Origin of the sequence: Ochrobactrum sp. C6C9 (assembly GCF_022627935.1) — a bacterium.
GTDB classification, from domain to species: domain Bacteria; phylum Pseudomonadota; class Alphaproteobacteria; order Rhizobiales; family Rhizobiaceae; genus Brucella; species Brucella teleogrylli.
The window spans coordinates 227,985-254,618 of sequence record NZ_JABXGB010000003.1 but is presented as its reverse complement, the minus strand read 5'-3'; the positions used below and the strand labels follow the sequence as shown (position 1 = coordinate 254,618).

Genomic DNA, 26,634 nt, shown 5'->3' with positions numbered 1-26,634 from the left:
GCCTCCAGCGACAGGAGGTTCGGAGCAGATGTATAAGTCCGCATGGCCGATGCGTCGGCGGGCAAGTCCCATACACTTGGATAAATGGCGTTGGGATTTCTATTGTCGTTATAGATTAACTGCTGTTTCCAAACAAACCACTCGCCCATCCCAACGAAACCGGATTGTGAACTGCTGATAATCCCATTGTAGACCGTCGGGAAAGTCGTTTGTCCGCTAGTGGTTCCAACCAATCTTCCCATGACAGTATAAAACTGTCTTGCTGTGACAACGTTGTGGTTTGTCGATCCGACCAGTGCGTAGTAGCTTTGAAAAGCACCGCATTCAACTCGATTGGTCAGAAGATCAACCTGTCTGAATTCAGACATCGGAACATACCCCATATTTGGGTACGCATTTGTTATTCGATAGAACGTATTGACGTTAAAAAACGCGTCACTCGTACTGCCAACATTGCTACCTGAAATAACAACATTGTCCCGATCATTGGTGATGTTGAATGTCGCCGGAAGCGCGGATAGCTCTGCCGAGCGATAGAAAAACGGGTTGGTCGGGAACACATAGGACAGGTTTTGCGTCTCCGAATTGAAGAAGAACCTGTCAAATGCCGTGTTTGCCAGCGTCAGTGGATCATCCGTGTCATATTTCAGGCACTTCAGAACCGGGCCGACACCCGGTTTGTAGCCGATAAATGTCTGGGTCATGTGAATATCCGCAGATCGGCCAAGTTGTCATAACCGCGCATGATCATCTTGCTGTTGTTGGACTGAAGCACGTCGAAATACAGCGTTCCGAGACGGGCATTCTGAATGTAGACCTGCCCATTCTGCACAACGAACGGATAGGTGAAGGTGCCGTTATTGTTCGGATCGGCAATCGCAAACTGGTTGGACACAACAATGAACTGGCTTCCCGTCGGGGTGACATTGATGAACCAGCCAGCCTGTTTCCAAGTGTCGCCTGTGTTGATACGAGCGTAAGCCGATATTCTGGCCGAGGTGCCACCGCCGCCGACTGTTGACGTCATGCGCCAGCCAGAGTTAGCCACGGTTCCGTCAACAGACGCATTCACGTCTGTGATTGCATCCGCGACGGCTGTGTACTGCCCTTCGACATTATCCACTCGCGTAGACAGAAGCGTCACAACGCTTGCGTCTGCCTTGTCGTCAAGCTCGGCGTTCAACTGTGTCAGTTGCTGGACAATGGCGCTGTTGGGCCCGGTCGCTACATAGATATCCTCCGACCACGAAGCTTTCGCCTTGCCGTAAGTACTGGCAAGCTCGCGTCGAAGAGAACGACTATCGGCATAACCGGCCAGCATGCCGTCAGCGGTCTTGGTGGCGTTTTCCTGCGCTTGCCTAATAATCTCGCGTCGGTCGTCTGTCATCCAGTTGATGAGGCCCTTCACGTCACCGTCGAGGCTCTCGTAATCAACCGGGCCTCCCGAACGGGCCTTCAGCGTCGTGAAGGCAGTATTCGCTGACCACGCTACCGACCGGCCATTGTCCACGCGCAAGCGTGTCCGGACGAACCAGTCAGTGAGCGAGGTCAGGCCTTCAGATAGAATGACGCTCGTTACATCCCATGTGACAAACCGTGTGAACACCTGCGAAGGATCGTTGGCAGGCCAATATTCTATGTTCACGCCAATGACCGAGATATCCTCGATGCTGTCCCACAGAAGTTGTGCAGCGGGCAGTTCGCCCTCCCCGTTCGAAACCACGATAAGGGGGATTACGTCGAAGTTCTGCACTTCAGCCAGGTATTGCGGCGGTGGAATAACGATGATGTTCGGCGGGTTGGTCTCGTAGGCTGTCGGATCAAATACACCATTGCTAATCTGCTGCAAAGACAGCGAGATATCGCGAGCGCCATCAGTATTGATCCCGCCAAGCTGGCGCGTCAGAACCTGAAACGTGCGGTCGCCATACTTGGCGCTATTCCAGCGAACCCACCGGCCTTCCTTGATCGTGTCGAGGAATTTCGGATGAACGACGATTTCCGCTGATGCCTGATAACGAGCGCCGCGAATGGCAATGTCTGCCAGCCTGTCCACCTGCCGCACGTCAGTGACGGCTGCATATGGAATGGCGCTAGCCAGCGTTTCGCGGTCTTCAGCCAATGCGCCTGCATCGATCCGGGTTGCCGCATCCTTCGTCTCATAGAAGTCATCCGGCGAGATATAGGACGCCGCGACTGTATTGATCAGTTCCGTGCGCTTGCGTTTGACGCTGAAGCGCAGCGCCGCACCACGCTTGATATCGTCATCGGTGATCGTGGCAACGATGGCCTGTGGAGCGCCAGCAATGGGGAACTCGCCGTCAACACGCTCAACCCACGAACCGCACATGGCTTCAAGGATCGGTGTCAGGTTCGCATCGTGGTTAGCGCCGGGACCGTCCTTGGCAATGGCGTGGGCGCGATAGCGCTTCGAACCATCGACCATGAACTCGTCGCAGATGTTTGCGGCTTGGGTGTAATCACCCAGTGGTAAGCGGCTTGCGCGGACGGCCTTACCGACCATGCGCTGAGAGCCATTGAAGAAACCGCGCTCCAGATTGTAAATCTCGACAACCGGATTATCGGAATATTCCCACGTGCTTTGGTCTTCCCAGCGATGTCCGCCAGAGCCGCCAACTGTGCTGTCTTTGCGCCAGTCATAAAGCGGAGCGCCGACGACTTCGAACAGCAGCTTTGCTGGCGAGGTCAGGCCATCGCCATTCTTGCGAAGCTCTGAAAACACGATTGCATAGGCTACGCCTGCGCCGCGATGGTTTGCTGTCCAGCGCCCGGAAGGACGGGCATTGTTGATCAGCGTCGGCTCGGCCTGCTGATCCATCGTGCCATAGAAGAACTTGACGCGGACGTTATCATGATCGTCGCCGCTCGTCCCTTCGTTCGGCACAAGCCAGTAGCCGTCAGCGTCTTGCACCGAAAGAACCCGCCATTCGCCGTTGTATCGAACACGCGGCACGGACGTGATGCGAAAGCTCGACAGAACGAACACATCCTGAATGAGACGCCCGCCACTGCCGTAGCTGTTTCGGTAGATGTGATGGCCTTCGGTCGCACATGTGCCGAGAATGACCGAGCGAGGGATATTCGAACCGTACTGGGTTTCCAGCTCCGAAGCGCGGCTTTGCGTCTTGGGCGGAAAGAGTGCATTGAGCGCAAACTTTGCCGCGATCCCAAATGCTGTTTGGGCGATCCCGGCAAGGATCGGGCTTGCAGCAGCCCATGCGGCCACGCTCGATACAATGCCACCGATAGCGGTAAATATTGGTGCGAGAAATGGCATTCAAAAGCCTCATGCAGGCGCAACAAAATAGGCCCGCTGTCAACGGACCTTGAAAGGCGCGAATTGTCGTGTGTCTTAAATGCCGACCTTGTAGGCCTGCTCGATTTCGGTCACCGGATAGAATGCAAGGCCGTTGGGCTGCTTGACCGCGAACCCTGTGCCACAGATAAATCCGGCCACATATTCGTCATTGATGATCATCACGCCGACATCCCCCCGGCGCGCCACGAGCCGATTGACGGGCTCAAGCTGGAGATAGGTTTCGAACACATCCTTGACGGTTTCGCAGTCATTGGCGCGCATCTTGCGAGCGGCACCGGCTTCCGTCTTGTACTTGCCGCGGAACTTCGCGAGCGGGTCATCTCCGGTGACAACCTTGATCGCATCTGCCGCCGTCATCAGGCAGTCGGATACACCCCATTCAGGAGCGATAGAGACATGAGCGGTTGCCAAGTCTTCAAGCGCCCGATCCCAGCCGGGAACCCTAGCCGAACTTGATTTTGAAATACTCATTCTTGATCCTCGCTGCGTATTCGAACAGCATGTCGCCGGGAGAAACCAGCTGCTGATCCTCATGGGAGGCGTAACGATAGCCTTCACGGAAGTTATCGATTGCCCCGGTTTCGATGTGACCTTCCAGCCAAAAGTCCTCCCCCTCTTCACGATGATCGATATTGTCGATGTAGCCGTACCAAGTCGGCTCAGCGTGAAGGAACTCGTTCGTGTCGGGATCGATATAGAAATCGTAGAAGGTGATCGGGCGGTTCTTGTAATCTTCCTGCTCGATCTGGCTGAGCTTATCCGGGGTCAGGCCGAAATCGGCAGCGGCGGGCAGCTTCATCGTTATTGGCTGGGCAGCAGTGCCCAGAGCATATCGCGGCTCATCGATATCGATCAGCGTGTTGCCGTTGTAGGTAAGGCCATTATAGACGATGCTGCCCTTGCCGGCGAAAAAGCCATATGTGCCCGTGCCGAACTCGGCCTTGACGGCAGAGGCGATCTTCCCCCGCCCCCCATCTAGCAATTGCTGCAATCTTGCTGGAAACGCCATTACTTGGGCACCTCGACAAGCTGGAATGATGCGTCTTGATAAAAACCGTCTCCAATGTCGAGACTGTTCGGCAGAAGGCGCATATTCATGACAGGGTTCTTGAAACGCACCGTAGCGCCGACCGTGATGTAAGACGGCAAAAACGGCTCAATCTTCACCTGCACGCTCGTGCTCGCTGCCGTGGCGTCAGCAACGATCCGGGCGATAAACCTGTAATCGCCTATTGAAAAGCCGATCAGGTCACCGTCCATCAGCTTCAGACCGACAGCAACGCCGTTAAAGGTCAGCGTGTTGCCATTGATCGCAGCAAGCGAGGCCGTGCCGGTGATAGCCGGATTGTTCGCATCGCCCCAGTATGCTTGCGGGATGCATGCATGTTTCGGGGTGTAGAGAACCGTAACCTGACCGCCCCGGCAACGATCCACGAAGGCCTCAAGTTTCTGGCGCTGGGCTGGCGTCATGGAAATGATACGCGCAGTCCACTGCCAGAACGGATCTCCGTTCTCGATAAAGGAGACTGCCCGCTGCCCATATCGCGATGTCGAAACACTGCGAACGAGCTTCAGCGGGCTATCCAGATAGTTGAGGCCGGTAGGAAGACTTTCAGCCATTACTTTACCAGTCCTCTTGCATTGACCTGTCGAAGGTTCTGGGCCGTTCTGACTGCGCCTGCACGGTCATAGGCCGTGATGCCCTGCTTGAACGTCTGCTGAGAAACGTCGCGGATGATCGGGGCGATATTGCCGTCTGCATCCTTCGACCAGCCCAGAGTGACGTGAACGCCACTGGCGCCATTGGAATTGGCAGCAGCCGGAATGGACGGCACACGCGGGGCCGATATACCACCCCGTGCGATGGACCCAAGGATATCATTCGGGATCACCTGCGCACCCCGTGGAAGGTTCACAAGTTCGGGGCCATTTTCGCCTACCCAAGCCATGCCGCCCGGAGCCGAATTGGTGCCCGTGGCAAAACCGGGAATGCCCTTCAGGAAATTACCCAGCGTGGTATTGGCCGAGAACCCGCCACCAAGCCCACCGCCGAAATTGGCGAAAAAGCCATTTATGGCGCTATTCGTTCCCATCTCGATCAGCATTTGCGCTAATCTGCTAACCGAATTGCGAAGTATGTCCACCGCATCGGCGCTGTTCATGATGTCGTTCGCGAGGCCTTGGGCAAAATCCAATGCGCGTTCTCGACCGATTGCCAGCTGTTCGTTCAACCGGATCTGGTTGCCGATGGCCTGCCCATATTCGCTATCCGGGCTGATCCCGGCATTGCGAAGCTGGCTTGCCACGCGCTGTTCTGTCGGGCTGCGGAACATCTGGGCACGTTCGAACTGCAACTCTTCAACCATCTGCATTGCAGAGACCTTCTGAGCCGCATTGCCGTATGACGTGGCCAGTTTGTCGATTTCCGCCCGCTGCGCTTCGCTGACGGTGCGCCCCTTATCCTGCGCCTTCTGCAAAAGCTCCAGCTTCATGCGCATGGTTTCGGCTGCGACACCTGTCTTGCCGACAAGCCGTTCTTCGAGCTTTAACTGCTCGATCCGATCATTAGCGGATTTCACCAGATCACGGTAGGCGTTGGCATCGCGCTCCGCTTGACGTTCAGCCTTCCGTTCGTCGCTCGACTTGCGCGTTTTTTCTGGCGCGAAGCTTTCGATGTTTGGCTTTTCGCCCGGAACCGGCATTTGAGACGCGCGAATACGCCCAAGCGCCTTTTGCAACTCATCAGCCGATTTGATGCGGTTCTCAATGCTCCCATCATTTTTGATGGAATTGGAATACGCCTGATACGCCCTTTCGCTATCACTGAAATCTGGCGGAGCTATTTCAGACAACTCTTTGAGCGCGTTTTTAACTGCATTAATCTTGCCAATTTGGTCCGCTGCGATGCCGCCTAACAGGCTCAGTGCAGCGCCAACGCTTGGGATGGATCGAGCAGCCTTAACCGCCTCCGCATCCATATCGCCCATGAATTTTGCGGCTTCCTGAATATTCTTTGGGGCCGTTGTGTCATTCGCGATACCAGACATCGCCTCTCTGAACGAAAGTATGTCTGGCTTACCTTGGCGAATGGATGCGTTAAGGTCAGCAAAAGCATCACGCATTTTCTTGGCCGCTTCCGGGGCTTCGCGAAACGATGGCGCGAGTTCCGTAAGAAGAGCCGCGCCGAAGGATGCTTTATTGGAGGCGGCTTCTCCTACGACAGCATAGAACGATGAAAGCTGGTCTTTCAGCGCCATAATCTGCGATGAAGCGTCATCAGTACGGATCGTGAGGAGTGACGCTCCAAGGTCGCCGTATTGTTCCTTTACGAGAGCGATGCTTTCAGCATGCTTCTTGAAAACCTCCGTTAGATCAGCGGTCTTTTTCCCAGATGTTATATACTGGAACAGCGCTGCGCTCGCGGCAATGACGCCGATTGTAACGAGCGAGACCGGGCTGACTAGGGAAGCAAATGCCGCCCCGATACCCTGAAGAACGGCCTTTCCTTTGCCCATTTCATTGAAGACGGCGGAAAGCTGTGTTCCCTGCTGCAAAGCGATCTGGATAGGCGACATGCCCATAGCGGACGTGACTGCTATATCCTGAAACTGTGCAGCGATGTTCGCCGTCTGAAAACCACGCGAACCAGCGGCGGCGGCGGGCTTCATCGAAGATACAGCACTATTTCGCTGCTTAATCGCCGCGATGCTGTCTAACGTTGCTTTGCGCTCACGCTGGATCGCGGATGTCATTTCTTCGGAAGAGATAGCACCAACGCGATGCGCCTGCTGAATGCCGACGACACTGGCCTGATACTGTTTCACGGCGGCAAAGATCGGGTTGTAACGCAGCCGAAGCTTTTCAAGCTCTGCGCCCTGCTGGGCAAGCGCCCCCGTCCATTCCTTCGATGCCTTGGTGCCAATTCCCACCATGTCGTTGATGCGCGACTGCATGGCTGTCGTAATCGAATTGTCGATGCCCTTGCCCATGGCCTCGAACTTCTTGACCACGCCGCTTGTCGAGTTCGAGATATCGGCCTCAAGCTTCTTCAGGCTACGGCGAACCGTCGCCATGTCAGTGCTGATGCTGATAATCAGGTCATCTGTCTTGTCGGCCATGTGAAAGGCGTCCTATAAGAAAACCCGCCACAATGGGCAGGTTGGGAAAAAGCATGAAGATTTCAGTTATTTGCGCGGCTGCATTGATAGCGTTTGGTACCAACGCCTATAGCGCCACTGTACTAGATGACAGTTTCCCAAAAGGAGCGCCAATTAGTTTCGAGCAAATGCATAAGGCTGTTAGTAAAGATTTTACTGATCCATCGTCATCCCAATACAAAGGGATAACCATTCACGACCAACCGGGTAGAGGCCTATCTTTATGCGGATGGGTAAATTCGAAGAACGCTTTCGGCGGATATACAAAATTTTACCCGTTTGGGATGCTTGTTGATTTAAATGAGGGCGAGATAAACCAGTCTTTTGATAATCCTATCTTGTTCGATTTGTCCGAACTGGCTTTTGCACGATATGGATGTAGCCAAAAATTAGGATACCCAAAGCCAGAATGAGAAAAGCGCCCTACCGGGCGCTGCCCATTAGCTGACCGACAAATGAAAATCACCCATACTTCGCCAGCAGCTCAGCCATTTCGCTGTCCGTCGGCACGTTCGATTTCTTCTTTTTGATGCCTTTGGCCTCACAGTGCCCGTCAATCGCATTGACCAGTTCCGTGAGTGTGGAGCGCCAGAAACTTTCTGGCGTCCATCGCAAAGCACCGTAGGCGGTTTTCTGCCACTGCCGCCAAGGAAAAGGCTCTTCTACTTCTTTCCCTTGACGGCTTCGCCGTTTCCCTCGTCATCATCGAAATGATGTGAGAGCGCCTTAGAAAAGGCTTCGGCAATCGCCTTGAAGTGCTTGAGCTTCAGGATCTCGACTGCCTTTTTCGCATCACCTTTGACGGCCAGCGCAGGCAGAGCAGCCCGTGTTGCCGCTACTTCCGTACCCGACAGCCGAACGAACAAGTCATGAAGAGACTTGCATTCGAGATGCGTAGAAAGGGTCGAAAGACCCTCCATCTCGGCAGCAATCACCAAGGGCACGTCTCCAACCCAGAGAGCGACTTCGCCACGGGCGCCATTGACAGAAAGCGGAAATTCCTTCTCTGCCATGGATTAAGCCTCGATCTCGAAATCAAGAACACCGGCAGCAATGAACGTGCCGCTAAAGTCCATGTTGCCCTCATCCTCGCCGGACAGTTCATAATCCGAAACGAACCAAGGGCCGGTGAACGTGCCCATGCCGGGAACAACCACCTGCGCATTGAACTTGGTCGCGTTGATGACATGCTGCACGAATACAGCCGTTTCATCGCTCTTGATGAACTTGCCGTTGCCGGTGAACGTACGGTTCTTGATGCCCGGTTCAGCCGTCTTCTGTGGCGTTGCGGCTGGGTTCGCGCAATCGCGAACGGTGGTATCGACTTCGTTTGCCGACATGTTGAACGAAGTCGTTTTCAGTCCGCAAAGCGGGTTGAATGTTTCCGGGCCGGGAGTGGTATTGCCGTCACCGATCTTGATCAGAAGAAGGCGACCAATCTGCTGTCCGTCTGCCATGGTAATAGTCCTCGATTGCCGGATCGACCATCGATCCGGATCAGTTGCGTTAAAGTTTTAAGGGGCGGCGCTTACAGCGCTTCTATGTAAGCCGCGAACCGGCTGACCGAATGAGCGAGCAGCCCGTCGGGATCGCGAACGAACGTCGTTTTTCTGTGTGTGAGGCTGACAAGGCGATAGCCGTCAACTTCCAGCGGGAAATTATGAAGAGCATCTTCGACGGCCTGCGCCATGTTCTTCACTTCCTTGTAGCCCCGATAGTCCGACCATCCATCGACATCGAAAAGAACCATGGACGATGCTTTGCAGGTCACATCTTCCTGATAGATGTCGTCATCACCAAGGGCGATATATGGATAGCTGGCATTGGTTGGCGGCATGTCATAAATGCCGGTGCCCACGATTGATGTCAGCGGCGCGAATGCAGCCAAACGGTTGAACACTGCGACCTGCAAGCTGTTGCTGAGTGATGCCATTACTTGCCCATCGCCTTTCTGACCGCCTTGTTGATCGCCGCGTTGACCTTGCGCTTCGCCTTCTTCTGCATGGCTCGCCATGTCGGGAAGATATGCGGTTGCTTGGCCGTACCGGGATGGCGTGAGCCAGGTGCCGCACCTTTGTTGATATGCGGCTTGGTGCCGAACTCGATGAAGCGCCAGACATATTCCGCATAAACGCCGGTCGCATCCGGGTCTTTGGAACGTGTCTGGCCGATACCAACCATGCCCTTATTGTCGCGCTGCAAACCGCCTTGGATGCTTTCACGATACTGCCCTGCCCGCCTTGGCTTGCCGGTGAAGGGATCGGTTGCTGGGCCGATTGGCGCTTTCGCTGCAATGGCTGCGGCAGCTTCCTTTGCGATCTGCAATTTTGCTTCAGCCGCGTTTTTTTCCGCGTCTGGTACCAACTGACGAAGCCGTCTGTTCAGCGCCTCGCGCCCCTGAATTGTCGCTTTGATCGCCATTGATGGGAGCCTCGCCTTTGCGCGGGGTTGGAATGCGGGTTGCTTTACCCTGCGCTTCAGCCATGTCAGCGCACCGCGTAGTGACATTGCCGGTAAAGCCAACCGGATATCGTTGCGTCACTGCTGGGGTGACCGGAAAGTTGAACACTTTACTGAACCGAACCCAAGGCATCGCTATCTCCTAGATGGTAACGCCCCGCTCAGCGGTAATTTCGATGAACTGGCGATCTTCAGCGATCACAATCGCCCGAATATTGTAAACCTCTCCCGTCCGCAGATCGCGCATACGACAATCCGTGGTGACCAAGCGGGTAACGCCTGCATTCCGAATAGTTGCGACAACCGGCTGCTTGCCTTGCAGACGCGCCGCTTGAACGGTCTCGCCACCCCGCAGATTGCGTATGTTGGCCCGAACATTTGCAATCTCAACCCATCCTGAAAACCCGCCTTGCCCATCAGGTTGAAGACCAGGCTTATCAAATGCTACCGAATGAAACAGCTGGCCTGCGCCGATTGCCATGGCTACACCCTTGGTTTTCTATAGGGCCAGATTAGCGCCTGATAAGCCGAATTTTCTTCGATCCTGGGCACTTGCGGATCCCCGCGAAATGAATAGAGCAGGCCGACATGCAGAAGGATCGCCGTTTTAAGCTCAGGCGGGAATGCATCGGCCTCAAAGCCGCATGAATATGTGACGGATACTGCGTCTGGACGATTAGCCAAACGCGGAAGCGCTGCACCAAAAATTTGCAGAAAATAGCCCGACACATCTGCAAATAAGCCATATGATGAAGTGGGGAACGTCTGCATGTCGCCGTTTTCATCGACGTACTTCACGCTCGACACTTCTTTGATCGGCCCCGGTTGCAAAATCGTTATGGTAGACCAGCAACCCATGTCTTGCCGCCAAGTCTGATCGACAAGTGCAAGCGTCAGAGTCTTTTCCAGATTGGCGACAGCAGCTTTGATGAAGCCTTCGAGTTGCGGATCATCATCTGTGAATCCAATCGCGCCAACATGTGCTTTCGCCTCGGCCAAAGTCACCGGCATGACAGTCGCAATGCTCAAACGCACCGGGGCCAGCATATTACTTCCCCTTGTTCTTTGGGGCGGAACTCTCGGCCTTGTTCATGTCGGCATTTTCTTCCGACTTTTCGGCAGACACAGCATCCTGTTGAGAGATTGCCACTCCATCCGCTCTGGCTCCCGTGTCGGCATCATCAGACGAACCCGGCACGATGGCCGAAGCGTCAGTGAACGCCAAGCTGCCAACATCACCCTGAACTGTGTCCCCGCTCCCAATCGAATCGAGATCGATTCCGTCCTTGTTATCGGACGTATCCGAACACGCCCGCAAAACGCCGTTGCGAATGAGATGTTTGACAGTGAGCTCGTCAGACTCGCGGATGTCGCCGGTCTTGTAGAACTTGTCACCAATATGCTCGCGAAGTACGTCGAATTTCATGGTCTTTCTCCTTCGGTTCAGGAAACGGGCGGCAAAACCGCCCGTCGATCTGAGCCGATCAAGATCAGCCGCCGCCGCCAGCAGGCGGAGTAATGTTGCCGTAGATGAAGCCCTCAGGGCGATAAACGGCCAGTGCCAAGCGTTCTTCACCAAGTATGGTGACCTTGTTCCTCACGAAATCATCGTTCTGGAAACCAAGCTCGATACGGCTGGTCCACTGGTCGAATATCTGGGCACCGAGGCGGAATGCGCCGGTCAGGAATTTGCCAACCGAAATGGATTGCGTCTCCACAACCGGAAGATTCCAGAGCGTCGGATTGAGCGAACCCTGCGGGTTGCCAATCACGTAACGACCTTCGGTATCCTTCAGAAGCTCGATGCTGGCCCAGTCAATCGGATTGAGTACGTGCCCCGTGGCAGGGTATTCAGCAAGCGCTGCCTGCAACATAGCTATACGCAGAATGTCGATGCCGGTAACTGGAACAGGTGCGGTCAATCCGGCTGGTACAGCGTAAGCCGTAGCCTGCGGAATGATGCCCTCCAGATTCTCGCCCGTACCGTCACCATTGAGGATCTGGTTTTCTTCTACCAGCTGAAGCCCGTAAATAAGGCGTTCATCGATCAGAGAGCGTATCTGGGAAAAGTCACTCAGGATCTGTTTGGAAGCGCGGAACCAGTGAGCAATAACTTTGGTCGAGATGTTCTTGTCCGTCAGCTTCAGATCAGATTGGGGCTTCAGCCCGCCTTCAGCAGTTGGAGCCGCACTATTGGTGAAGCCTGTCTCCTGAACATAAAGAATATTCGGGCTGTCAGTTTGGCCAGGAGAAAGCAGATCACGGATGGTCAGCTTGCGCTGCGGAAGAGCCAGCACACCGGGCAGACGGTTTGGAGCAATCGCAGCACCCGCAGAACCGGGAGCGTCAGCCGTTGATGTCGTAATGTCTGCCTTCACCATGAGATTTGCCGACGCGCCGCTACGCGGTGCAGACTTCATGGATTCCAGTTCTTCCAGTTCGATGAACTGCTGACCGAGCGACTTGTGGCGCTCATCACCAGAGCCGCCACGCGCGGCTTTCTGTTCGATATCATCAAGACGGGCCTTGATTTCGTTCATGCCCAAAAGCGCTTCGTCAGCCTTTTCCTTAAGATCCTTGCTGATGTCACCGTTCTTCTGTGCTTCGGAAAGTGCCTTTTCGGCAAGTTCCTTCACGGCATCATGCTTGGTATCGAACTTTTGTTTCAGTTCGGTCGCGAGCTGCTCCAGCTCGCCAGCGGCAGCTGTCCCAGCCATCGCCATGACGGCACTATTCGCCGACGCATGATCGAGGCCAAAGAAAACGACCGTTGCAGCGAGCGCGAGGCAGGCAAAAATGCCAAGCGTAAACACCCCATGATTTTTCATGAGTTTCATAGCTATTCTCCAGAGTTGGAAATGGTTAGGGCTTAGTCACGCAGGAGCGCGCGATACAGTTCAGCCCGTTGGTCAGCCTTTTCGCCCTCTGGCTCACCCAGAATGGCCTTCGCATAACCGACAGAGGCTATCTGTGTGGCCATGCTTTTCGGGATCCCTGCCTCACGCAGGATATCCTCAAACTCTTTCACCGGAAGCGGCTCACCATCGCGAAGGTGACGTGCCAGCAGTTCCAGTTTTTCGAACGCTTCCGATTTAACGTCATCGACCCGCGCCCGCTCATTCATTGCCATTGAGACAACGGAAACCTCGACAAGGCGCACCTGTTTTAGCAGATATGCCCCTCGTTTTTCATCAGGCTCGCCGTCAATGATGCTGTAGCCAATGGAAAGCCCGTCAATATCGCCTTCCTTCAGCAGCGCATAAGCTTCACGCCCCTTCTGGACACCCATATTGAGTTTACCTTCGACAAAAAGGCCTTTCCCATCCTCCGACAATTCGGTCCACTTGCCGATAGGCTGATGTGGATCGTGCTGCCAGAACATTTTGACACGAGTGCCCTTCTGGCGATGATCAGCCAGACTTTTCGCAAATGCACCCGCAACGACAATATCGCCGCCATTGTCACGATTGCCGAAAATAGAGCCGTAGCCAGAGAATACGCCATCGTCGCTAATCGCCTTGATGTCGAAGATTGGCGCGGAAACCTTGCTTTTCATGGATCAATCCTCAAGTGGCGGACCGCCATTGTGTCCGATCATTTCATTGTCGGTTTCAGTGATAGGCACATTCTGCATCTGGATACGCGGGACGTCGCCGCCTTCAACCGGAGGCAGGTTTTCCAACCTGCGAACCTCATTGATCGTCATGGCGCCGATAGCGGTCATCACCTGATAGAAGGAAGCTCGACCCTTCGTATCGCCGCGCAATAAACCTTCCTGATTAAATTCGATGACTATTCCCGCCGCCCGATCTGCGGGGGTAAGCAGCTGCTTTTCCAGAGCCTGTTCGATGCGTTTGAAACGACGGCGCAGCGTGAACTTCTGGAAACCAAGCGTCTGGCTTTCAATCCCGGTTCCAAAGCTGGTCGCTTTCGATGTGTGGCCCACCATATGTGGAGGAACCCCGAAGAACCGGCATATCTCTTCAACCGAGAACGTCCGGGTTTCGATCATCTGAGCATCTTCAGGCGAAATAGTGAGCTGCTGCCACTCCGTATCGCCTTCTAGGATCAGTGGCTTACCACCGTTTCCTGTACCAATCTTGTCTGCCAGTTCCTTTCTGGCAATGTCTCGCTGCGGATCTGTCAGCCACGGTTTGAATTTGAGTACGCCTGACGGGCGCAGGCCGTTGCGAAACATCTCGCCTGCGGAGCGTTCCGCAGACATAGCCAGGCCGAATGAATTTCGCGCAAATCGTAGTGTCGACATACCGCCGACCGGATCCCCGCCAAAACCGCGAATATGCAAGATATCGCGGTCACTCGAAATGTAGCTCTTTCCGTGAGAGCTCCAGCTGTATTGCAGCGCACCCGATGGTAATCTGCGTACATTCATGTGCGCAGGATTGATCGGAGAAAGAGAAATCACTCGACCACCGGCACGAATAATCTGCGCAAATCCGTTGCCCCTAAGTTCGATCGAAGCGGCAATGAAGTCCCAGAAATCCAGCGCGGATTGATCATAATTTGGACTGTCGTGCAGCAGTCGATATAACGGATGATCTTTTGCGATCTCACGACTCCCGTCCGCTTTCGTGCGATAAACCATCAATGGTAACGAAGAAATCGTACCTGAGACCAGGTTTACACATGCCCATACAGCCGAAAGGGCGAGAGCGCTTGTATCTGTTACCAGTTCTCCCGATGTAGATGCTCCACCGTATCGCAGATCTTCCAGGGAAGTGTTCCGGCGAATCTGCAACAATCCGGACAGGCCGTCGAACATTTTTCGAAGTACGTTCACCCTGCACCTGCCAAGCTGTTAAAGTAATCGTTCATTCCCGTTCCGGTGGCCGTCGGGTTCCAACTCATAAGTATCGCAGCGCAAAGCATTGCAATAAATGGGTCGATTTTTGCTCGGCCCGCCGCCTGCTTAGTGGCGAGATTGCCATTGCCATTGACTTCGATTTTGACGTTGCCGACGCACCAGTTCATGAAATTGCTGCCGTCGTGGCTAAGCGTATTATCGCTGAGCTTATGCTCCAGCCCCCAGATTGCGGGCGAGAGAGCCGTACCCTGTCGGAGACGGCGAAACATCAAATCAACAATTCCGCGCTGAGCCAGCGCATCGACCAAGGCGGCAATGTTATTCGGATCCGCACCAACACCATCTTTTTCTGGGAGCAATCCCACATGAAGGAGCTGAGCAGCAATGTCAGCGATCATGTTGAGATATTCGGACACCTCACAAATTGTAAGACTGCCCTCTTCCACGAAATCCAACAAATGAGACGCGATGTCCTTACGGGTCTCAAGAACCTTCGGATGGGCGTAGCCGTGGCACCAAACAAGCCAGCGGCGCGTGCCCTTTTCTCGTCCGATCACACAAATACCGAACAAATCATCAAGCCCACCGCCATCTATGCCCATCACCGCGACTTCAGAGCGCTCCATCAGCTCTTCAAGGGTGATAGTTTTATCGGCTCGCTCTTCCCAGTAGTCAGCGCCCCGCCAACCATCGTCGGAGATACCGACACCGATCTCGATATTCAGATGTTGGGATGCCCAAATCTTTACAGCGTGCTCACCTTTGTCGCGTTCGGAGTTCCAATCGGCTGTAAGGCTTTGCAGATGAACTGACCTGCCCATGTTCGGCATGACCAATCCCCAATTGTCCGGGTCCTGCCACTTGGTGCGATCCGCCGCAATTTCCTTCGGAAACTCATAGAGAACAGGCAGCATCGGGCGGATAACCTTGCCCGACATATGACCATCGCGTATTCGGCGAGCGAGCTTTAGCTCATCCTTGAAAGCACCTGCCGGGGCCTCATCGCTCTGGGTTGTGGTGATTATCAACAACCCTTCCGGAGTCTTTTCCAGACCGCCTCTGATCTGGCGCATGACTTTCGTCGTGTGGGTATTTCTACCCAAGAGATGCAGCTCATCGACCAGAGCGAGGATAAGGATCGTGCCCGTCAGAATATTTACATCGAAGGTTTTGACGCTGAGAACGGTTCCGTTGGATAGATCCTCAATTGTCTTACGGTGGTCTCGCGGACGAAACCGGCGCTTGAGGTCCGGTGAAAGATCGATCATGCCGACCGACTTTTCGTAGGCGTTTTCCGCGATGGCCTGCGTCGGTGCCACGAACAAGGCCTCCGCATTGGGGCGCTTGTTCATCAGCATGCCGGTAAGCATCAGCCCAGCTGAATAAGTTGTCTTCGATTGCCCTTTCGGCAACATGGCGAAAATATCGCGGATATAGCGCAGCTGTTGCGATGGATCCCATGACCCAAAGGCAACTTGAACAATCTCGCGGAACCATTCGCCGCAAGCATCCGCCATTCGCGGCATTCCGGGCACATCAGGCAACTGCAACTCATCGAACAGTGCCAGCCCCATTTCGGCTTCTGCTGTGATCAGCGGCAGTCTCGGTACCAAGGACTGGCCAAGCATGATCTTATCTTCCCAATCCGGACACGATAGATCCCACATGTCAGTTCATCTTCCCTTGACGTTCTGCGATCAGACGGCCCAACGCCGACCCTCGGTCCGGTTGCTTGGCGTCGATCAGCGCAGCCTCTTTCTTTCCAACCTTAGGTTCTTTGGCTGGCTTGGCAGCAGCCTGCGGCTTTATCGTCTGGCCGTAGAGCATCAGATCGTTTTTCTCGACCAGACGGTCGAATGCATTTATCGCGCCAACGTTGCCTTTTTCGACCTGTTCCCAAACGATCTGGGCTTTCCGCAAGTCCAGCTGATCTCTGGCGAGGTCCCGTTCTTCGAGCTGACGCCTGTAACACTTCCGAAGTGTAGGCAGCGAAATGTTCAGAGCATTGGCGATGCGATCATTGTTCCACCCCAAGGCAAGCGCCATCTGAACTTTGCCAATGGTTTCGGCGTCTGGCGCATGTTTTGGTCTGCCTCGACCGCCCGGCCTGGGGCGATAATTTCCCCAAAGGTCTTTGACAAAGTCGTCGTCACTCATCGGAAAAATAATACCCAGATTTGTGCGAAATCGCTTCGCCAGCGAGAAATAGCAGGCGCTTAATACGCTGTTTATATTGAACTTTTCGACGCTTCATCCGACGGCGCACCACTCACACACGGGACAACCCGGCCAAAATGAAGCGATATCGGAAAAAAAACCTGCGCATGAGGGGGACGCGGGTCTGGGATGAAGAGGGCTTCTGACTTTTGACCCGCCCCCCTTTGAGGGTGGTTAATGTTTCACGAGCGTTGTTTCACGCGCTCGCAGTGGGTCGTGCAGGGTTTACTCGAATCGATGTTCGCGTCACTTCAGTGGGCCGTCGAGATAACCTACAACACCGAAGCCACCGACGATCACGACATACGTGTTCCAGTTCGTATGCGGGTCGAAGCCCAGCGGAACGATATCGAAATAGACGGCAGGTGGTATTTGATGATCTTCCTCAATTGCCTCCAGCATTTCAGTTTGTCCGGAGATTTCGCGAACCGTAGCCAGTGATGCTTCAAGGGATGCGCGCTCTAGTCTGAATTTCATGTGCTCAATCCCCTTGCCCGCACCTTCATTCGCTTAATCCCAAACGCCACGATGATGCAGGCTCGCCTGCTCTTGCTTTTGCTTTTCGCTGTCGTGGCATGTCTTGCAGATGCAATGCAGGTTGCGCTCGTCCCAGAACTTGCGCTCATCACCGCGATGCGGGTCGATGTGATCGCATACCAGTTTAGATGTCTGAGCTTCGATGCGTCCGCATCCAGGCATCTGGCAGGTGAACAGATCGCGCTGAAGGATTGTCCATCGCAGCTTCTGCCAACGTGATGTCTTGTACCACTTGCGCCATGGTGCACCTGCATCACGCTCGCGCTCAATCCGGTGGTTCATTGCACCCCTGATACTCATATGGAAAGAGCGCCACACGGGCGCTCATCAAAATCAGTGAAGTCTGGACATAGCTTACGCACTGGCCCTGAATCGATATCTGCCATTCTGGCAGTCAGGGCGGGGTCCGAGCGCGACGACCTCAGGAGCTATGTCCCCACGTTTTACCGTGTATCGAGGTTCACTATTCTTACCGGATCATCCCGTAAGCAGATTACGCTCACAACGGTTCGAGAATTGCAATAGGCACAGTCATGGCAACCGGCCGTCCCAGAACCATGACCTCAATCACAACAAGACCATGGCCCTTTCTTCCGCCGGAGATCAGTTCCGCCCTAGATCCGGCGAACGGTCCGTCAGCCATACGAACCCATCTCACACCAATAAACTTACGATAGAAGTGCTCATAATCATATTTACCATCCTCCGCTTTGTTCTTGAAAAGACTGATCTTTTCATCGCTGACCAGGAATGGTCTTTCATAGCCACCAAGAATGGCGACAACGTCATCGAAGCTCAAAAGGCCAGCCATGCATTGGTTCGTAACAGCGCATCTGGCGAGCACATAGCCACTTATAACCGGCTGCTTTTTGGGCGGGATGACACGATGCTGACGCTTTACTGCCGGTCCCAATTTAATGGGGACAAGCACCTCAATATTCTCTTTTTCCAATGCATCGCGGACAAATAATTCACGTCCAGACACTACCTGAAGCACAAGCCATGGCGAATCATCGCTGACGCGATTCGCTGCTGCCGACCTCATACGTGCAATCCGACGCCGCTCAGCGATGACCTTATCTATGGCGGATGCCTGCACCGCAGTCGGCGTTCTGGCAATCGCGTTCTCGATCTGAGATTTATCAATTGCCATCATTTTCACCCAATCCCCTCAATGAAGTTTCAAAATCGTAGATGGCAGAAGGTCCGCCGCGCGGGCAAAAGACGACTTGCATGCGGTCAAACTCGGCAGGCCATGGCCACGCACGCCGCCTGAACTCATCTCGCCAGGCTGAAAGCATCGTCGTTCCTTGCGGCACGGGCTCCATTAACTCGGCAGCGGAATGCCAGACTTTCTGAAAGACGGTGCCAGTGCGTTGCTGCTGGACTTCGCGCAAGCGCGTGAGTGCTGGCCATGCTTTGGCAAGCATCGCTCTGGGCAAGAATGGATTCTTCGCCAATTCGGTGTCCGCAGGCCCGTCCAGCAGATATGCAAACATACGCGCCATTCCGACAGGACCATATCCAGCCGCCCAGCCATCTGGCTTGGCTTCCTCGGCACGAGCAGCTTGAGCCTTCACAGTCTCAGCCTTTTTCAGAATCTCTGGGTCGAGTGCATTCCAGAGCCTATCCCGAAAGAAAGCACCCACTGGCTGTGGCTTCACTTTCCGCTCTGCTGCATCCAGCAGATACCCGTCACGCCAACGCTCAGCTTCCTTACGTTCTGCAATGGACAATCCTGCAAACTGGCGCTTGATCCAGTCCAGCGTTGTGTTGTGATCCCACCGAGGCCAGATACCGGCGTGGAAGCCAACGCCATTGACGAAATGGATCACCCGCTTCTCGAACGCTGCAGTTTTCGGATCGTCATCCAGCGAGCCGGAATTTTGGTTTTCAATGCCATCCCTATTTTCGCTTGCGCGCTCTTTTTTTTCTTCGTTTGAAGGGGAGGTTAAATAAGGGTCGTTAATAGGTGCCGGTCCAGAGGCGGCAGGGGGTGCCGGTTCTAGACCGGCAGGGGGTGCCGATATACCGGCAGGGGTGCCGACATACCGGCAGGGTGCATCAGCATCTCGAACCAATGCCGGATCCGGATGTTTGGGGTCAAGGATGACGCGATAAACGTGCGCGCTATCCCGCCCGCTGTCGCTTTCCTGTTCGTGGCGTTCAAGATAACCAGCTTCGATAAGACGATTAATGGCGTCATAAACAGTCGCGCGACCGCAGTTCATCTCAGCAGCCATTTTTACCTGACTGCGACGACACCAACCGTATTCGTCTGTATGGCGTCCGAGGACGCACAGCACCTGCAAGTCACGCGGCTTCAATGCCGGATCTGTCGCAGCTCTTGCAGGGATGATGGATAGACGAGGATTACTCACCCGAATCCCCCTTCCCGCGCGCCCAGACGCCACCGAAATCTACAACAACGGATCGAGCCATGCCTTCGCTACCAACGAATACGGGCGCTTGTGTGCGGCCCGAAAATACGGACAGAAACACTCTTCTCGTGCGTATTACCTCTGCAAGTTCCTCATCGGAAAGCTCCCAGCACGAAACAGAACAAATACCGTTCGTAAAAGTATGAAGAGGCTCGACATTCTCAGACCCTTGAGGCGGGTTGAGTTTCATATTCGTGCCATGGAAATTGACTGGATATCCCATAATCACCCCGCCCGTCGCCACGCTTCGAAATCGCCGCGCAAAGAGCGCCACCGATCGGCCGCAGCGGTATCTCTATTGAGTTCACTTCTGGATGTGATGCCAAGCAGCGTGCGCAGTTTCTGCGCCGCTCGATCAGCGGTTAATGGCCGCTCAAGGCCATGCTTTTCTTCGAGAAACACCTTGAAAGCAGCGTCATCGCACTTCATCGCCGCTTCCGCCGCGAAATCCTTCGCCTTGCTAGGCTTGTGGTGCGAGCGCGGCGCGCCATGGCGAGCCTTCGCTATCGCACGATCCACAAGACGCAACAAAAAGGAGACCATTTCCGGCGCATTGACAAGGAAATCAATTTCCTCTGGCTGCGCGCCGGGATGAAAACGCACGACCTCATTCAACTCACCTTTCGGCGTGCTGACCTCCATAAATTCGCCACGCTCATCAGCCGACCGAAACCATTTGGTATCAGCCAACGCCGCCATTCTGTCGCGGATTCTGCGCAACTGGATCGCGTCAGTGCTCATTCTGCACCTCGCCATTCGACAACGTGCAGGCCGAGATAGTGCGCTAGCGAAAGCTCAATTCCCGCGCCCTTGGATGCCCTCCAGCCTGAAAGCAACACAATCGTATCCGCGCATTGGCATAGAAAGGCGCAATGCGCCGCCATCGCATCACGAATGGGATACGCATCCATCGGGCCATCAAATGGAAATTCAGCCGGGTTATAGACGTAGTGACCACCCGCCCTCAGCTCACGTGCAACTCGATGAAATGCGGGATAGTTAAATTCCGGTAGGCCGGTCATCGGTCCGGATAGGTAGATGGTTTTTCCACGCTCACCGGCGCGCACTGGCAGACAGCCCGTCATTGCTCGGTCCCCGCAGCTTCATAGCCCCACGCATCCCAGCCGGGACGCGGAGAGCGGCAGAACATTTCCAGCTTCGGAAGATCTGGCCAAAGTCGCTCTATCGTTTCCGCAAAATAAGCAGGTTTGGCCGAATGTTTGCCCTTCCGCTCCCGGTGCACTGTCTGTGGCTGAGTTCCCAGGATAGGAGCTGGAAAGTCGCCACGCTTTCCGATTAGCAACAACTCATGTCGGTCGCGGCCCCAATAGCCGGTGCCAGCAACTTCCTTGTCCCAGATCCAGTGGTGGACATAAGAAAATCCCCACGCCTCCAGCACACGCAACCCGTCGAGGAGCATCGGATTTGTCGCCCAGAGAAACAACAAAGCGTCATCGGTGCTGGGCGAACCGATATCCGCAAACAGCCGACATATGTCCTCAGTCTCCATTGTCGGATAGTGATTTTCTGCCGATTTATTGTGCCCAGTTACTTCCGACCAAGCACCAAAACGCCACGGCGGATCCGCATAGATCACGGGGTATAACCCTACAATCCTGCCCGGTGCCGTTTCGCGTCCCTTTTCCGCTATTAGCGATAAGGTCGCAGTTCGAACGGCATGCCTAATCTTTGCCTGCTCGGCACGGATTTCCTTGGCTTTGGCGACGATAGCCTTCTTTTCCTCGCGGACCACCCTCGCCTGTTCGGCGTGCTGAAGTTCGGACAAAGCTTCACCCGCATGGATTGAAACCTTACCAGCCCGGATGGCCTCAATCAGTTCCGGCGCACCGTGCTCACGGATGCGCTTAGCCGAGCCGACAGCGCGCTGCGAAACCGAAAGAGCCTTTGCGGCGCGGTGGGTCGGCAAATTTGCACGATCTGCGGTATTCTGGTTAATGCCCAGCTCCCAATCCACAATCGCAGCGGCGACAAGAGCGCGTTGGCTTTCCGTCAGGTGACGGCGGTGCAGGTTTCTTGACAGCACAAAACTGAGAGGATCAACGCCGGAAAACTCGACATAGATCGGCTTGATGCCTGCCAACCCGCAAGCAGCCTGTCTATTGCGACCGTCCAGAACCTTTCCATCCAGCAGTAATATCGGTTCAACTTGACCGTTCGCCGCGATATCTTCCGCAAGGACCTTCAAATCCTCAGCAACTATCATTGGGAAGAGGTCGGCGAGCGGATGTGATGGATAGGTCATGCTCACCATCCCGCGTTATAGATTACAAAGAAGAACGGAGCCGCCGCGAGCAAAACACTGACGACGGCAAGAATTAGGTCAAGGTTTCGGATTTGATGGCGTCTGCTCATGAGCGCACCACCCGCAAAACCGGCAGACCTTCAATCTCGCGAAAGGTGTTCACGAGTTTCAACACAGCGGCTCGTGAAACATCACGCCATGGGCCACTATTCTGGGAAAGCTGATATCGCCATCCAAGGCGTCGAAGTTGGATGCCAAAGCCAGAAAGATATGAAGCGCAATATTCGAAGCTTGATCCAGCGCCTGGTTCATATTTTTGGGGCGCGCCGCGCGCAGCGATAAAGGCGTCAATGAGTGGTGCAACGGAGGTCATACGATTGAGCCTCCATCCATGCCGAGCGCATCCATATAGAGCTGCAACATGGTTTCGGCCTCGTGTCGCGTCGTATCGTCCATGGTTCGAAGCTTGATGATGCGCCGCATTGTTTTTGGGTCGAAACCAGATGCTTTGGCCTCGGCATAGACTTCCTTGATGTCCTCGCCGACCGTCTTTTTTTCTTCCTCCAGCCGCTCGATCCGTTCAATGAAGGCGCGCAACTGGGCAACGGCGATAGTGTTCGCCGAGGATGTGATTTCGTCACCCGAGTGTGCTTCATCCCGTATTTCACCAGTATCGGGATCATGAGGCGTTTCAGCCTTAGCTGCAGCTTTCTTCGAACGCTCAGCTGGCTTTGCCGACTGGGCAGTCCAAGGATCGTAATTGTCCGATGCTGCCGTCATTGTACGACCCGAAGGCCATCAACCCTCGCCTCAGCCAAGAGCTTACGAAACTCAGAAATCGAGCGCTCAACATCGGATGCAACGCGGTCAAGTTGTGTGGCTTCAGCTGGCGTAACCTTGCCGTCCGCGAAAGCTTGCGCGCCAACGGCCATCAGTTCACCTGATTGGCGCACAGCCTCTGCATAGCGGGCGAGAATGTTACCCGTGCCTTTCCCAAACTCATCCGGGTCAGCAAGCCGCCTTCCGTTCAGTTCGGCCATGACTGTGGTCACGAGCGGCGTTCCGCACTCGGCTTCCAGCAATAAAACGGCAGTCATGGGCATCAGTTCGGAATCGGTGCCATTATTCCAGCGTCCGACCGTACTTTTGCCAAACGAAGAGATATCGGCAGATCGTTCGATGCCACCGCATTGCTTGATCAAGTCGCGTTGCGCCGCCTTCAGACGGTAAAACCAAGCGTCGGAAATCTGTGTCATGGGCTTGCCCTTAAAATGCAAAAAGCTTCCCGCGCCGGGAAAACCCAGCGTCGTTTCCCATTGTGGGAATTGTCAGCGAATGAGAGTTTCAGACCGTCAAAACGGCTTTAGGAACGATCAGTCATGGACCACCGCGCCAGCATCGATAAGTTTTCATGCGACCTCGCCGTGAGAAGTTGGGGCGCGGCAAGCCTTACTCAGGCGCCGCGCCCCGGTGTCGCCCGATGGGAGGACTTCAGGCGATTGGAAACTGGTTGCAGGAGCGGGATTCGAACCCGCGACCTGTTGGGTATGAATCAACTGAGCTACCTCTGCTCTATCCTGCTTAGAAATGGCTGGAGCGCTGCCGGGGTTAGCGGGGGGCGACGACGCTCCAGCCTCACCCGCAAAGGAACCGACGGGCGAATTCGTGTCGGCATCATCAACGATCGAAGAAACGGACGGACCATAAATGTCAGGACGAAGATCATGCCGTGAGATACCAGTCACACCCTCGACCGTTAGAACATGCTTCGCAGGCACCTGATCCCATTGAGAAACAGCGCTTCGAGTGATTTTACACTGTCGCGCTATCTCGGCGAGCTTGGCTGTCTCTTGAAGAGTGTCGGTTAACTTGATCATCGCTCTTTTGCTGACTGCTGGTTATTGCAGCTGGAACGTACAGTTTAACTAAACTTACGTCAAGGCAGACTAGCGACGATTTTCCGCACCCGGAAAGTTATGTTGTTCACATGGAACTCAAAGACCGAATTTTGAAAGCCCGCGAAGACGCCGGCCTTACGCAACAACAATTAGCTGACGCCACCGGGAAAACTCGCGGCGCTGTCGCTCAATGGGAATCAGGAAAGACCCGGCCACGCCACGACGTACTCCTTTCCATTGCAGCATCTACGGGACGCGATATTGCCTGGCTTGAAAGCGGAGTTACGCTCGACATAGAGAAAAACGTTCGTCCAAAACCGAATGCAAGTTTCCCGCCACGATACCAAGAATTTCCGCAGGATCACTCCATTCCATTGTTAGGCCAGACAGCCGGAGGCCCGAACGGCCGTTTCATTTTGAATGGCACGGAAATTGGAAGAGTTTTCTGCCCGCCGATGCTGGAAGGCGTAGAAGGCGCCTATGCGGTAATGGTATACGGAACATCGATGGAACCGCGCTATTTTGCGGGAGAAACCGTGTGGGTTAACCCTCACCTTCCCGTGCGCGCTGGCGATGACGTGATTGCGCAGCTCATTGAAGACGGCGACGACAATCCGGTCGAGAGCTACATAAAGCGCTTCGAATCCCGGTCGTCGCGTGTTCTTCGCCTGTATCAGTATAATCCTGACGAAGGCGAAGAACGGGAATTGGAATTCGACGCAGACCGCGTGTTCTCAGTTCACAAGATCGTCTTTCATGCGAACGTCTGATCTACCTCGTCACAGCGCCAATATGGGCGAATGGTGAGGTTGCGAGCGTGCGGAGGCCTTGGCGGGCACTCGCCGCACCGGATCTTCCTACATAGTTCACGAAAATCCTGCACACCCAAATCTGCGACTTTCCGCAAATTGGAAAGATGCAGGATACGGGAATGCCCGCAATCGTCGCATGCAACGTACACGCTGGCTAGTTCGATAACGAGGCGTTTGCCTTCTTCAACAATCCCCCCGTCCAACATTAGACCCGCTCCATCTCTTCGACTTCTGGAGGCAATTGGTCTCCATGGGCGTATATTAGCTTTGGCGGATCAAAATCGCCTGTGTCTGCATCGCCGGTATTCGTGAAGGCGATAACCATGGGGCTGATCGCCGCCATACGTTCAGCCGTTCGCTTCGCATGCGCTGCATCCTTTGCGATGAAAGGCGTATCTGGCCGCAAGCCCCCGCCCTTAATCTTGATGTAGCTCTGCACGATATAATTGGTTTGCATGCCCATACTCATTACTCCCTGTACGCTTTTTATGTGCGTCAGGATGACTCAGAAATGAGAACATAACAAGAACTTTGGCACTGAAAAGTTAACGTCATTTTGCCGCCGCTAGATGTTGTGGCCAGTGATTTCTCGCTCACAAGAGATGGGCAAAAACGCCACCCCTAAATGCGAATAAATCAATGATTCTCATTCACGGTCGCGCTGGCTGCATACATGTACAGTTATTCTAAACTTTTTGACTCCATCGCCATTGCAAAATGTTTAGTTTAACTATACGTTTTCTCTCATCACGCGCTGATGAACCATTCAGCCCGGCAATATGGAGAGAAATTATGATCCAGTTTCGGCCTAAAACCACTTCCAAACTTCCGCAAAGCTGCATGACCAACGTTGAGAGCCGCCTCGCCGACAAGATGCGCGAGATGGCATTTGCAGGCGAGAACGTTACGCCTGAAACTCTTGAAAACCATGGCTTTTCCCGCGAAATCGTTGCGAAGCTTGGTCAACGGGCCGCTGCCCTCGCCCGTCGCCAGTCGATCAAAAGGATCGACCGCCATGCGTGATGAAGTCCAATTCCACACCGAGGCGGGGTTTTCGCTGCCTGCAAACTACAAGATCGAAGATCGAGAAACGACGTTCCGCGTCATGCTGGCGGTTTTCGGATGCTGTTCAGCAGCTGGGTTTGTGCTCGGTCTGCAAATTGCGGGGCTGATATGAGCGAGAAATCCTACGAGCTGACATGGCTGCCCGCAGATTGGATGGACGAATATGTCCCAGCACCGCTTCGGCACCCGACCGACTTCATTCATCGATGCGACGATGGCTCGTACATCGTCATTCCGAAGGAGAGTAAGGACGACCTTCGCCCCGACGGTGGCATCGAAGATCAAGAGCATCTTCTGTTCAAAATTTCGGCTGGCGATATCGTCCGCTTTCAACCAACCGAACAGTATGGAACATACACCCTGCACTTGGCAGAAGATCGGTCATTTTGGATCGATGGTGACTACCCCAGTAAGGCTAATTGTTTTTACCACAACGATACCCAGACCCTTAGCAGTTCGCTCAATGAGTTGATCGAAACCGGCGACGGGATCAATAGTCCGCTCGAACCGGGCAGCTACAGCGTTGATGTTTATTGGTGGGGTAATGACGTAGCGTTTCGGTTCGAAGGCCATACGCACGGCGCTGCGCGCTTCGTGAAAGTCGGCGAGGCGCACTGAC

33 protein-coding genes, 1 tRNA gene and 2 pseudogenes are annotated in these 26,634 nt (G+C 54.4%); 5 read left to right on the top strand and 31 right to left on the bottom strand.

From position 1 onward, the window contains the following. The 6 genes from HWD97_RS03870 to HWD97_RS03845 form a co-directional block, all read right to left on the bottom strand. Nucleotides 1-704 (bottom strand): hypothetical protein (locus tag HWD97_RS03870; RefSeq protein ID WP_371834738.1); only part of this gene is annotated, 704 nt, incomplete at its 3' end. Beyond that, the gene (locus tag HWD97_RS03865; protein ID WP_371834737.1) at nt 701-3,298 is read right to left on the bottom strand and encodes a DUF1983 domain-containing protein; all 2,598 of its coding nucleotides are present in this window, start codon (nt 3,296-3,298) and stop codon (nt 701-703) included. The genes HWD97_RS03870 and HWD97_RS03865, both read right to left, overlap by 4 nt. A gap of 75 nt (nt 3,299-3,373) precedes the next feature. After that, a complete protein-coding gene (locus HWD97_RS03860) occupies nt 3,374-3,811 on the bottom strand; it encodes a hypothetical protein (protein ID WP_371834736.1) in 438 nt (145 codons plus the stop codon). Next, on the bottom strand, nt 3,783-4,349 hold the full coding sequence (locus tag HWD97_RS03855) for a hypothetical protein (protein WP_371834735.1): 567 nt from the start codon (nt 4,347-4,349) through the stop codon (nt 3,783-3,785). Before HWD97_RS03855 ends, HWD97_RS03860 begins: the two co-directional genes overlap by 29 nt. Further along, on the bottom strand, nt 4,349-4,960 hold the full coding sequence (locus tag HWD97_RS03850) for a hypothetical protein (protein ID WP_371834734.1): 612 nt from the start codon (nt 4,958-4,960) through the stop codon (nt 4,349-4,351). The genes HWD97_RS03855 and HWD97_RS03850 overlap by 1 nt, the downstream gene beginning before the upstream one ends. Continuing rightward, nucleotides 4,960-7,458, bottom strand: a complete 2,499-nt coding sequence (locus HWD97_RS03845; RefSeq protein WP_371834733.1) for a phage tail length tape measure family protein — start codon at nt 7,456-7,458, stop codon at nt 4,960-4,962. The genes HWD97_RS03850 and HWD97_RS03845 overlap by 1 nt, the downstream gene beginning before the upstream one ends. Nucleotides 7,459-7,511: 53 nt before the next feature. Between HWD97_RS03845 and HWD97_RS03840 the strand changes: the two genes are divergently transcribed. Then, nucleotides 7,512-7,910: a hypothetical protein gene (locus HWD97_RS03840; RefSeq protein ID WP_371834732.1), complete on the top strand. Its 399-nt coding sequence runs from the start codon at nt 7,512-7,514 to the stop codon at nt 7,908-7,910. Nucleotides 7,911-7,959: 49 nt separating this feature from the next. Here HWD97_RS03840 and HWD97_RS03835 read toward each other — a convergent pair. The 24 genes and pseudogenes from HWD97_RS03835 to HWD97_RS03720 form a co-directional block, all read right to left on the bottom strand. Beyond that, nucleotides 7,960-8,139, bottom strand: a pseudogene (locus HWD97_RS03835) (phage tail assembly chaperone); the annotation flags it as partial. 20 nt (nt 8,140-8,159) lie between these two features. Beyond that, entirely contained in the window at nt 8,160-8,510 is a 351-nt protein-coding gene (locus tag HWD97_RS03830; RefSeq protein WP_371834731.1) for a hypothetical protein, read from the bottom strand. A 3-nt stretch (nt 8,511-8,513) separates the two neighbouring features. Further along, the gene (locus HWD97_RS03825; RefSeq protein WP_371834730.1) at nt 8,514-8,954 is read right to left on the bottom strand and encodes a phage tail tube protein; all 441 of its coding nucleotides are present in this window, start codon (nt 8,952-8,954) and stop codon (nt 8,514-8,516) included. Between the two features lie 71 nt (nt 8,955-9,025). Next, a complete protein-coding gene (locus HWD97_RS03820; RefSeq protein ID WP_371834729.1) occupies nt 9,026-9,430 on the bottom strand; it encodes a DUF3168 domain-containing protein in 405 nt (134 codons plus the stop codon). After that, entirely contained in the window at nt 9,430-9,918 is a 489-nt protein-coding gene (locus HWD97_RS03815) for an HK97 gp10 family phage protein (protein ID WP_371834728.1), read from the bottom strand. The genes HWD97_RS03820 and HWD97_RS03815 overlap by 1 nt, the downstream gene beginning before the upstream one ends. Nucleotides 9,919-10,099: 181 nt before the next feature. Next, nucleotides 10,100-10,438, bottom strand: coding sequence for a head-tail adaptor protein (locus HWD97_RS03810; protein WP_371834727.1), 339 nt, complete (start codon nt 10,436-10,438; stop codon nt 10,100-10,102). A gap of 2 nt (nt 10,439-10,440) precedes the next feature. After that, nucleotides 10,441-11,004 (bottom strand): hypothetical protein, encoded by a 564-nt coding sequence (locus HWD97_RS03805; protein ID WP_371834726.1) that lies wholly within the window; start codon nt 11,002-11,004, stop codon nt 10,441-10,443. A 1-nt stretch (nt 11,005) separates the two neighbouring features. Further along, nucleotides 11,006-11,383: a hypothetical protein gene (locus HWD97_RS03800; protein WP_371834725.1), complete on the bottom strand. Its 378-nt coding sequence runs from the start codon at nt 11,381-11,383 to the stop codon at nt 11,006-11,008. A 64-nt stretch (nt 11,384-11,447) separates the two neighbouring features. Further along, nucleotides 11,448-12,674: a phage major capsid protein gene (locus tag HWD97_RS03795; protein ID WP_371834743.1), complete on the bottom strand. Its 1,227-nt coding sequence runs from the start codon at nt 12,672-12,674 to the stop codon at nt 11,448-11,450. A gap of 152 nt (nt 12,675-12,826) precedes the next feature. After that, nucleotides 12,827-13,513, bottom strand: coding sequence for an HK97 family phage prohead protease (locus tag HWD97_RS03790; protein ID WP_371834724.1), 687 nt, complete (start codon nt 13,511-13,513; stop codon nt 12,827-12,829). A 3-nt stretch (nt 13,514-13,516) separates the two neighbouring features. Next, on the bottom strand, nt 13,517-14,740 hold the full coding sequence (locus HWD97_RS03785) for a phage portal protein (protein ID WP_371834723.1): 1,224 nt from the start codon (nt 14,738-14,740) through the stop codon (nt 13,517-13,519). A 14-nt stretch (nt 14,741-14,754) separates the two neighbouring features. Continuing rightward, nucleotides 14,755-16,410, bottom strand: coding sequence for a terminase large subunit (locus HWD97_RS03780; RefSeq protein WP_371834722.1), 1,656 nt, complete (start codon nt 16,408-16,410; stop codon nt 14,755-14,757). A gap of 40 nt (nt 16,411-16,450) precedes the next feature. Next, nucleotides 16,451-16,939 carry a hypothetical protein gene (locus HWD97_RS03775; protein WP_371834721.1) on the bottom strand — a complete coding sequence of 163 codons (489 nt, stop codon included), beginning with the start codon at nt 16,937-16,939 and terminating at the stop codon, nt 16,451-16,453. Nucleotides 16,940-17,245: 306 nt separating this feature from the next. Beyond that, complete coding sequence (locus tag HWD97_RS03770) at nt 17,246-17,476, bottom strand: hypothetical protein (protein ID WP_371834720.1); 231 nt, start codon at nt 17,474-17,476, stop codon at nt 17,246-17,248. Nucleotides 17,477-17,509: 33 nt separating this feature from the next. After that, complete coding sequence (locus tag HWD97_RS03765; protein WP_371834719.1) at nt 17,510-17,836, bottom strand: HNH endonuclease; 327 nt, start codon at nt 17,834-17,836, stop codon at nt 17,510-17,512. A 199-nt stretch (nt 17,837-18,035) separates the two neighbouring features. Continuing rightward, a complete protein-coding gene (locus HWD97_RS03760; RefSeq protein WP_371834718.1) occupies nt 18,036-18,692 on the bottom strand; it encodes a transcription termination/antitermination protein NusG in 657 nt (218 codons plus the stop codon). Then, nucleotides 18,679-19,917, bottom strand: coding sequence for a helix-turn-helix domain-containing protein (locus HWD97_RS03755; protein ID WP_371834717.1), 1,239 nt, complete (start codon nt 19,915-19,917; stop codon nt 18,679-18,681). The genes HWD97_RS03760 and HWD97_RS03755 overlap by 14 nt, the downstream gene beginning before the upstream one ends. Nucleotides 19,918-20,202: 285 nt before the next feature. Next, a complete protein-coding gene (locus HWD97_RS03750; RefSeq protein WP_371834716.1) occupies nt 20,203-20,718 on the bottom strand; it encodes a hypothetical protein in 516 nt (171 codons plus the stop codon). Continuing rightward, the gene (locus tag HWD97_RS03745) at nt 20,715-21,062 is read right to left on the bottom strand and encodes a DUF4406 domain-containing protein (protein ID WP_371834715.1); all 348 of its coding nucleotides are present in this window, start codon (nt 21,060-21,062) and stop codon (nt 20,715-20,717) included. The genes HWD97_RS03750 and HWD97_RS03745 overlap by 4 nt, the downstream gene beginning before the upstream one ends. Beyond that, nucleotides 21,059-22,249, bottom strand: coding sequence for an MT-A70 family methyltransferase (locus HWD97_RS03740; protein WP_371834714.1), 1,191 nt, complete (start codon nt 22,247-22,249; stop codon nt 21,059-21,061). Before HWD97_RS03740 ends, HWD97_RS03745 begins: the two co-directional genes overlap by 4 nt. A gap of 360 nt (nt 22,250-22,609) precedes the next feature. Continuing rightward, the gene (locus HWD97_RS03735; protein WP_371834742.1) at nt 22,610-22,903 is read right to left on the bottom strand and encodes a DUF2312 domain-containing protein; all 294 of its coding nucleotides are present in this window, start codon (nt 22,901-22,903) and stop codon (nt 22,610-22,612) included. Nucleotides 22,904-23,016: 113 nt separating this feature from the next. Next, entirely contained in the window at nt 23,017-23,496 is a 480-nt protein-coding gene (locus tag HWD97_RS03730) for a hypothetical protein (protein WP_371834713.1), read from the bottom strand. A gap of 251 nt (nt 23,497-23,747) precedes the next feature. Then, nucleotides 23,748-23,822, bottom strand: a tRNA-Met gene (locus tag HWD97_RS03725). A 127-nt stretch (nt 23,823-23,949) separates the two neighbouring features. Then, nucleotides 23,950-24,117: pseudogene (locus HWD97_RS03720) on the bottom strand (YdaS family helix-turn-helix protein); the annotation flags it as partial. Nucleotides 24,118-24,227: 110 nt separating this feature from the next. Here HWD97_RS03720 and HWD97_RS03715 point away from each other — a divergent pair. Next, a complete protein-coding gene (locus HWD97_RS03715) occupies nt 24,228-24,908 on the top strand; it encodes a helix-turn-helix domain-containing protein (RefSeq protein ID WP_371834712.1) in 681 nt (226 codons plus the stop codon). Between the two features lie 247 nt (nt 24,909-25,155). On the opposite strand, the gene HWD97_RS03710 is transcribed toward HWD97_RS03715, so the two are convergent. Next, complete coding sequence (locus tag HWD97_RS03710; protein WP_371834711.1) at nt 25,156-25,407, bottom strand: hypothetical protein; 252 nt, start codon at nt 25,405-25,407, stop codon at nt 25,156-25,158. A gap of 383 nt (nt 25,408-25,790) precedes the next feature. Here HWD97_RS03710 and HWD97_RS03705 point away from each other — a divergent pair, with 383 nt between their 5' ends. Genes HWD97_RS03705 through HWD97_RS03695 form a run of 3 tightly spaced genes read left to right on the top strand, consistent with a single transcriptional unit; the run spans nt 25,791 to nt 26,633 of the window. Further along, complete coding sequence (locus HWD97_RS03705; protein ID WP_371834710.1) at nt 25,791-25,973, top strand: hypothetical protein; 183 nt, start codon at nt 25,791-25,793, stop codon at nt 25,971-25,973. After that, entirely contained in the window at nt 25,966-26,127 is a 162-nt protein-coding gene (locus HWD97_RS03700; RefSeq protein WP_371834709.1) for a hypothetical protein, read from the top strand. The genes HWD97_RS03705 and HWD97_RS03700 overlap by 8 nt, the downstream gene beginning before the upstream one ends. Further along, entirely contained in the window at nt 26,124-26,633 is a 510-nt protein-coding gene (locus HWD97_RS03695) for a hypothetical protein (RefSeq protein ID WP_371834708.1), read from the top strand. Before HWD97_RS03700 ends, HWD97_RS03695 begins: the two co-directional genes overlap by 4 nt. Nucleotide 26,634: the final 1 nt, after the last annotated feature.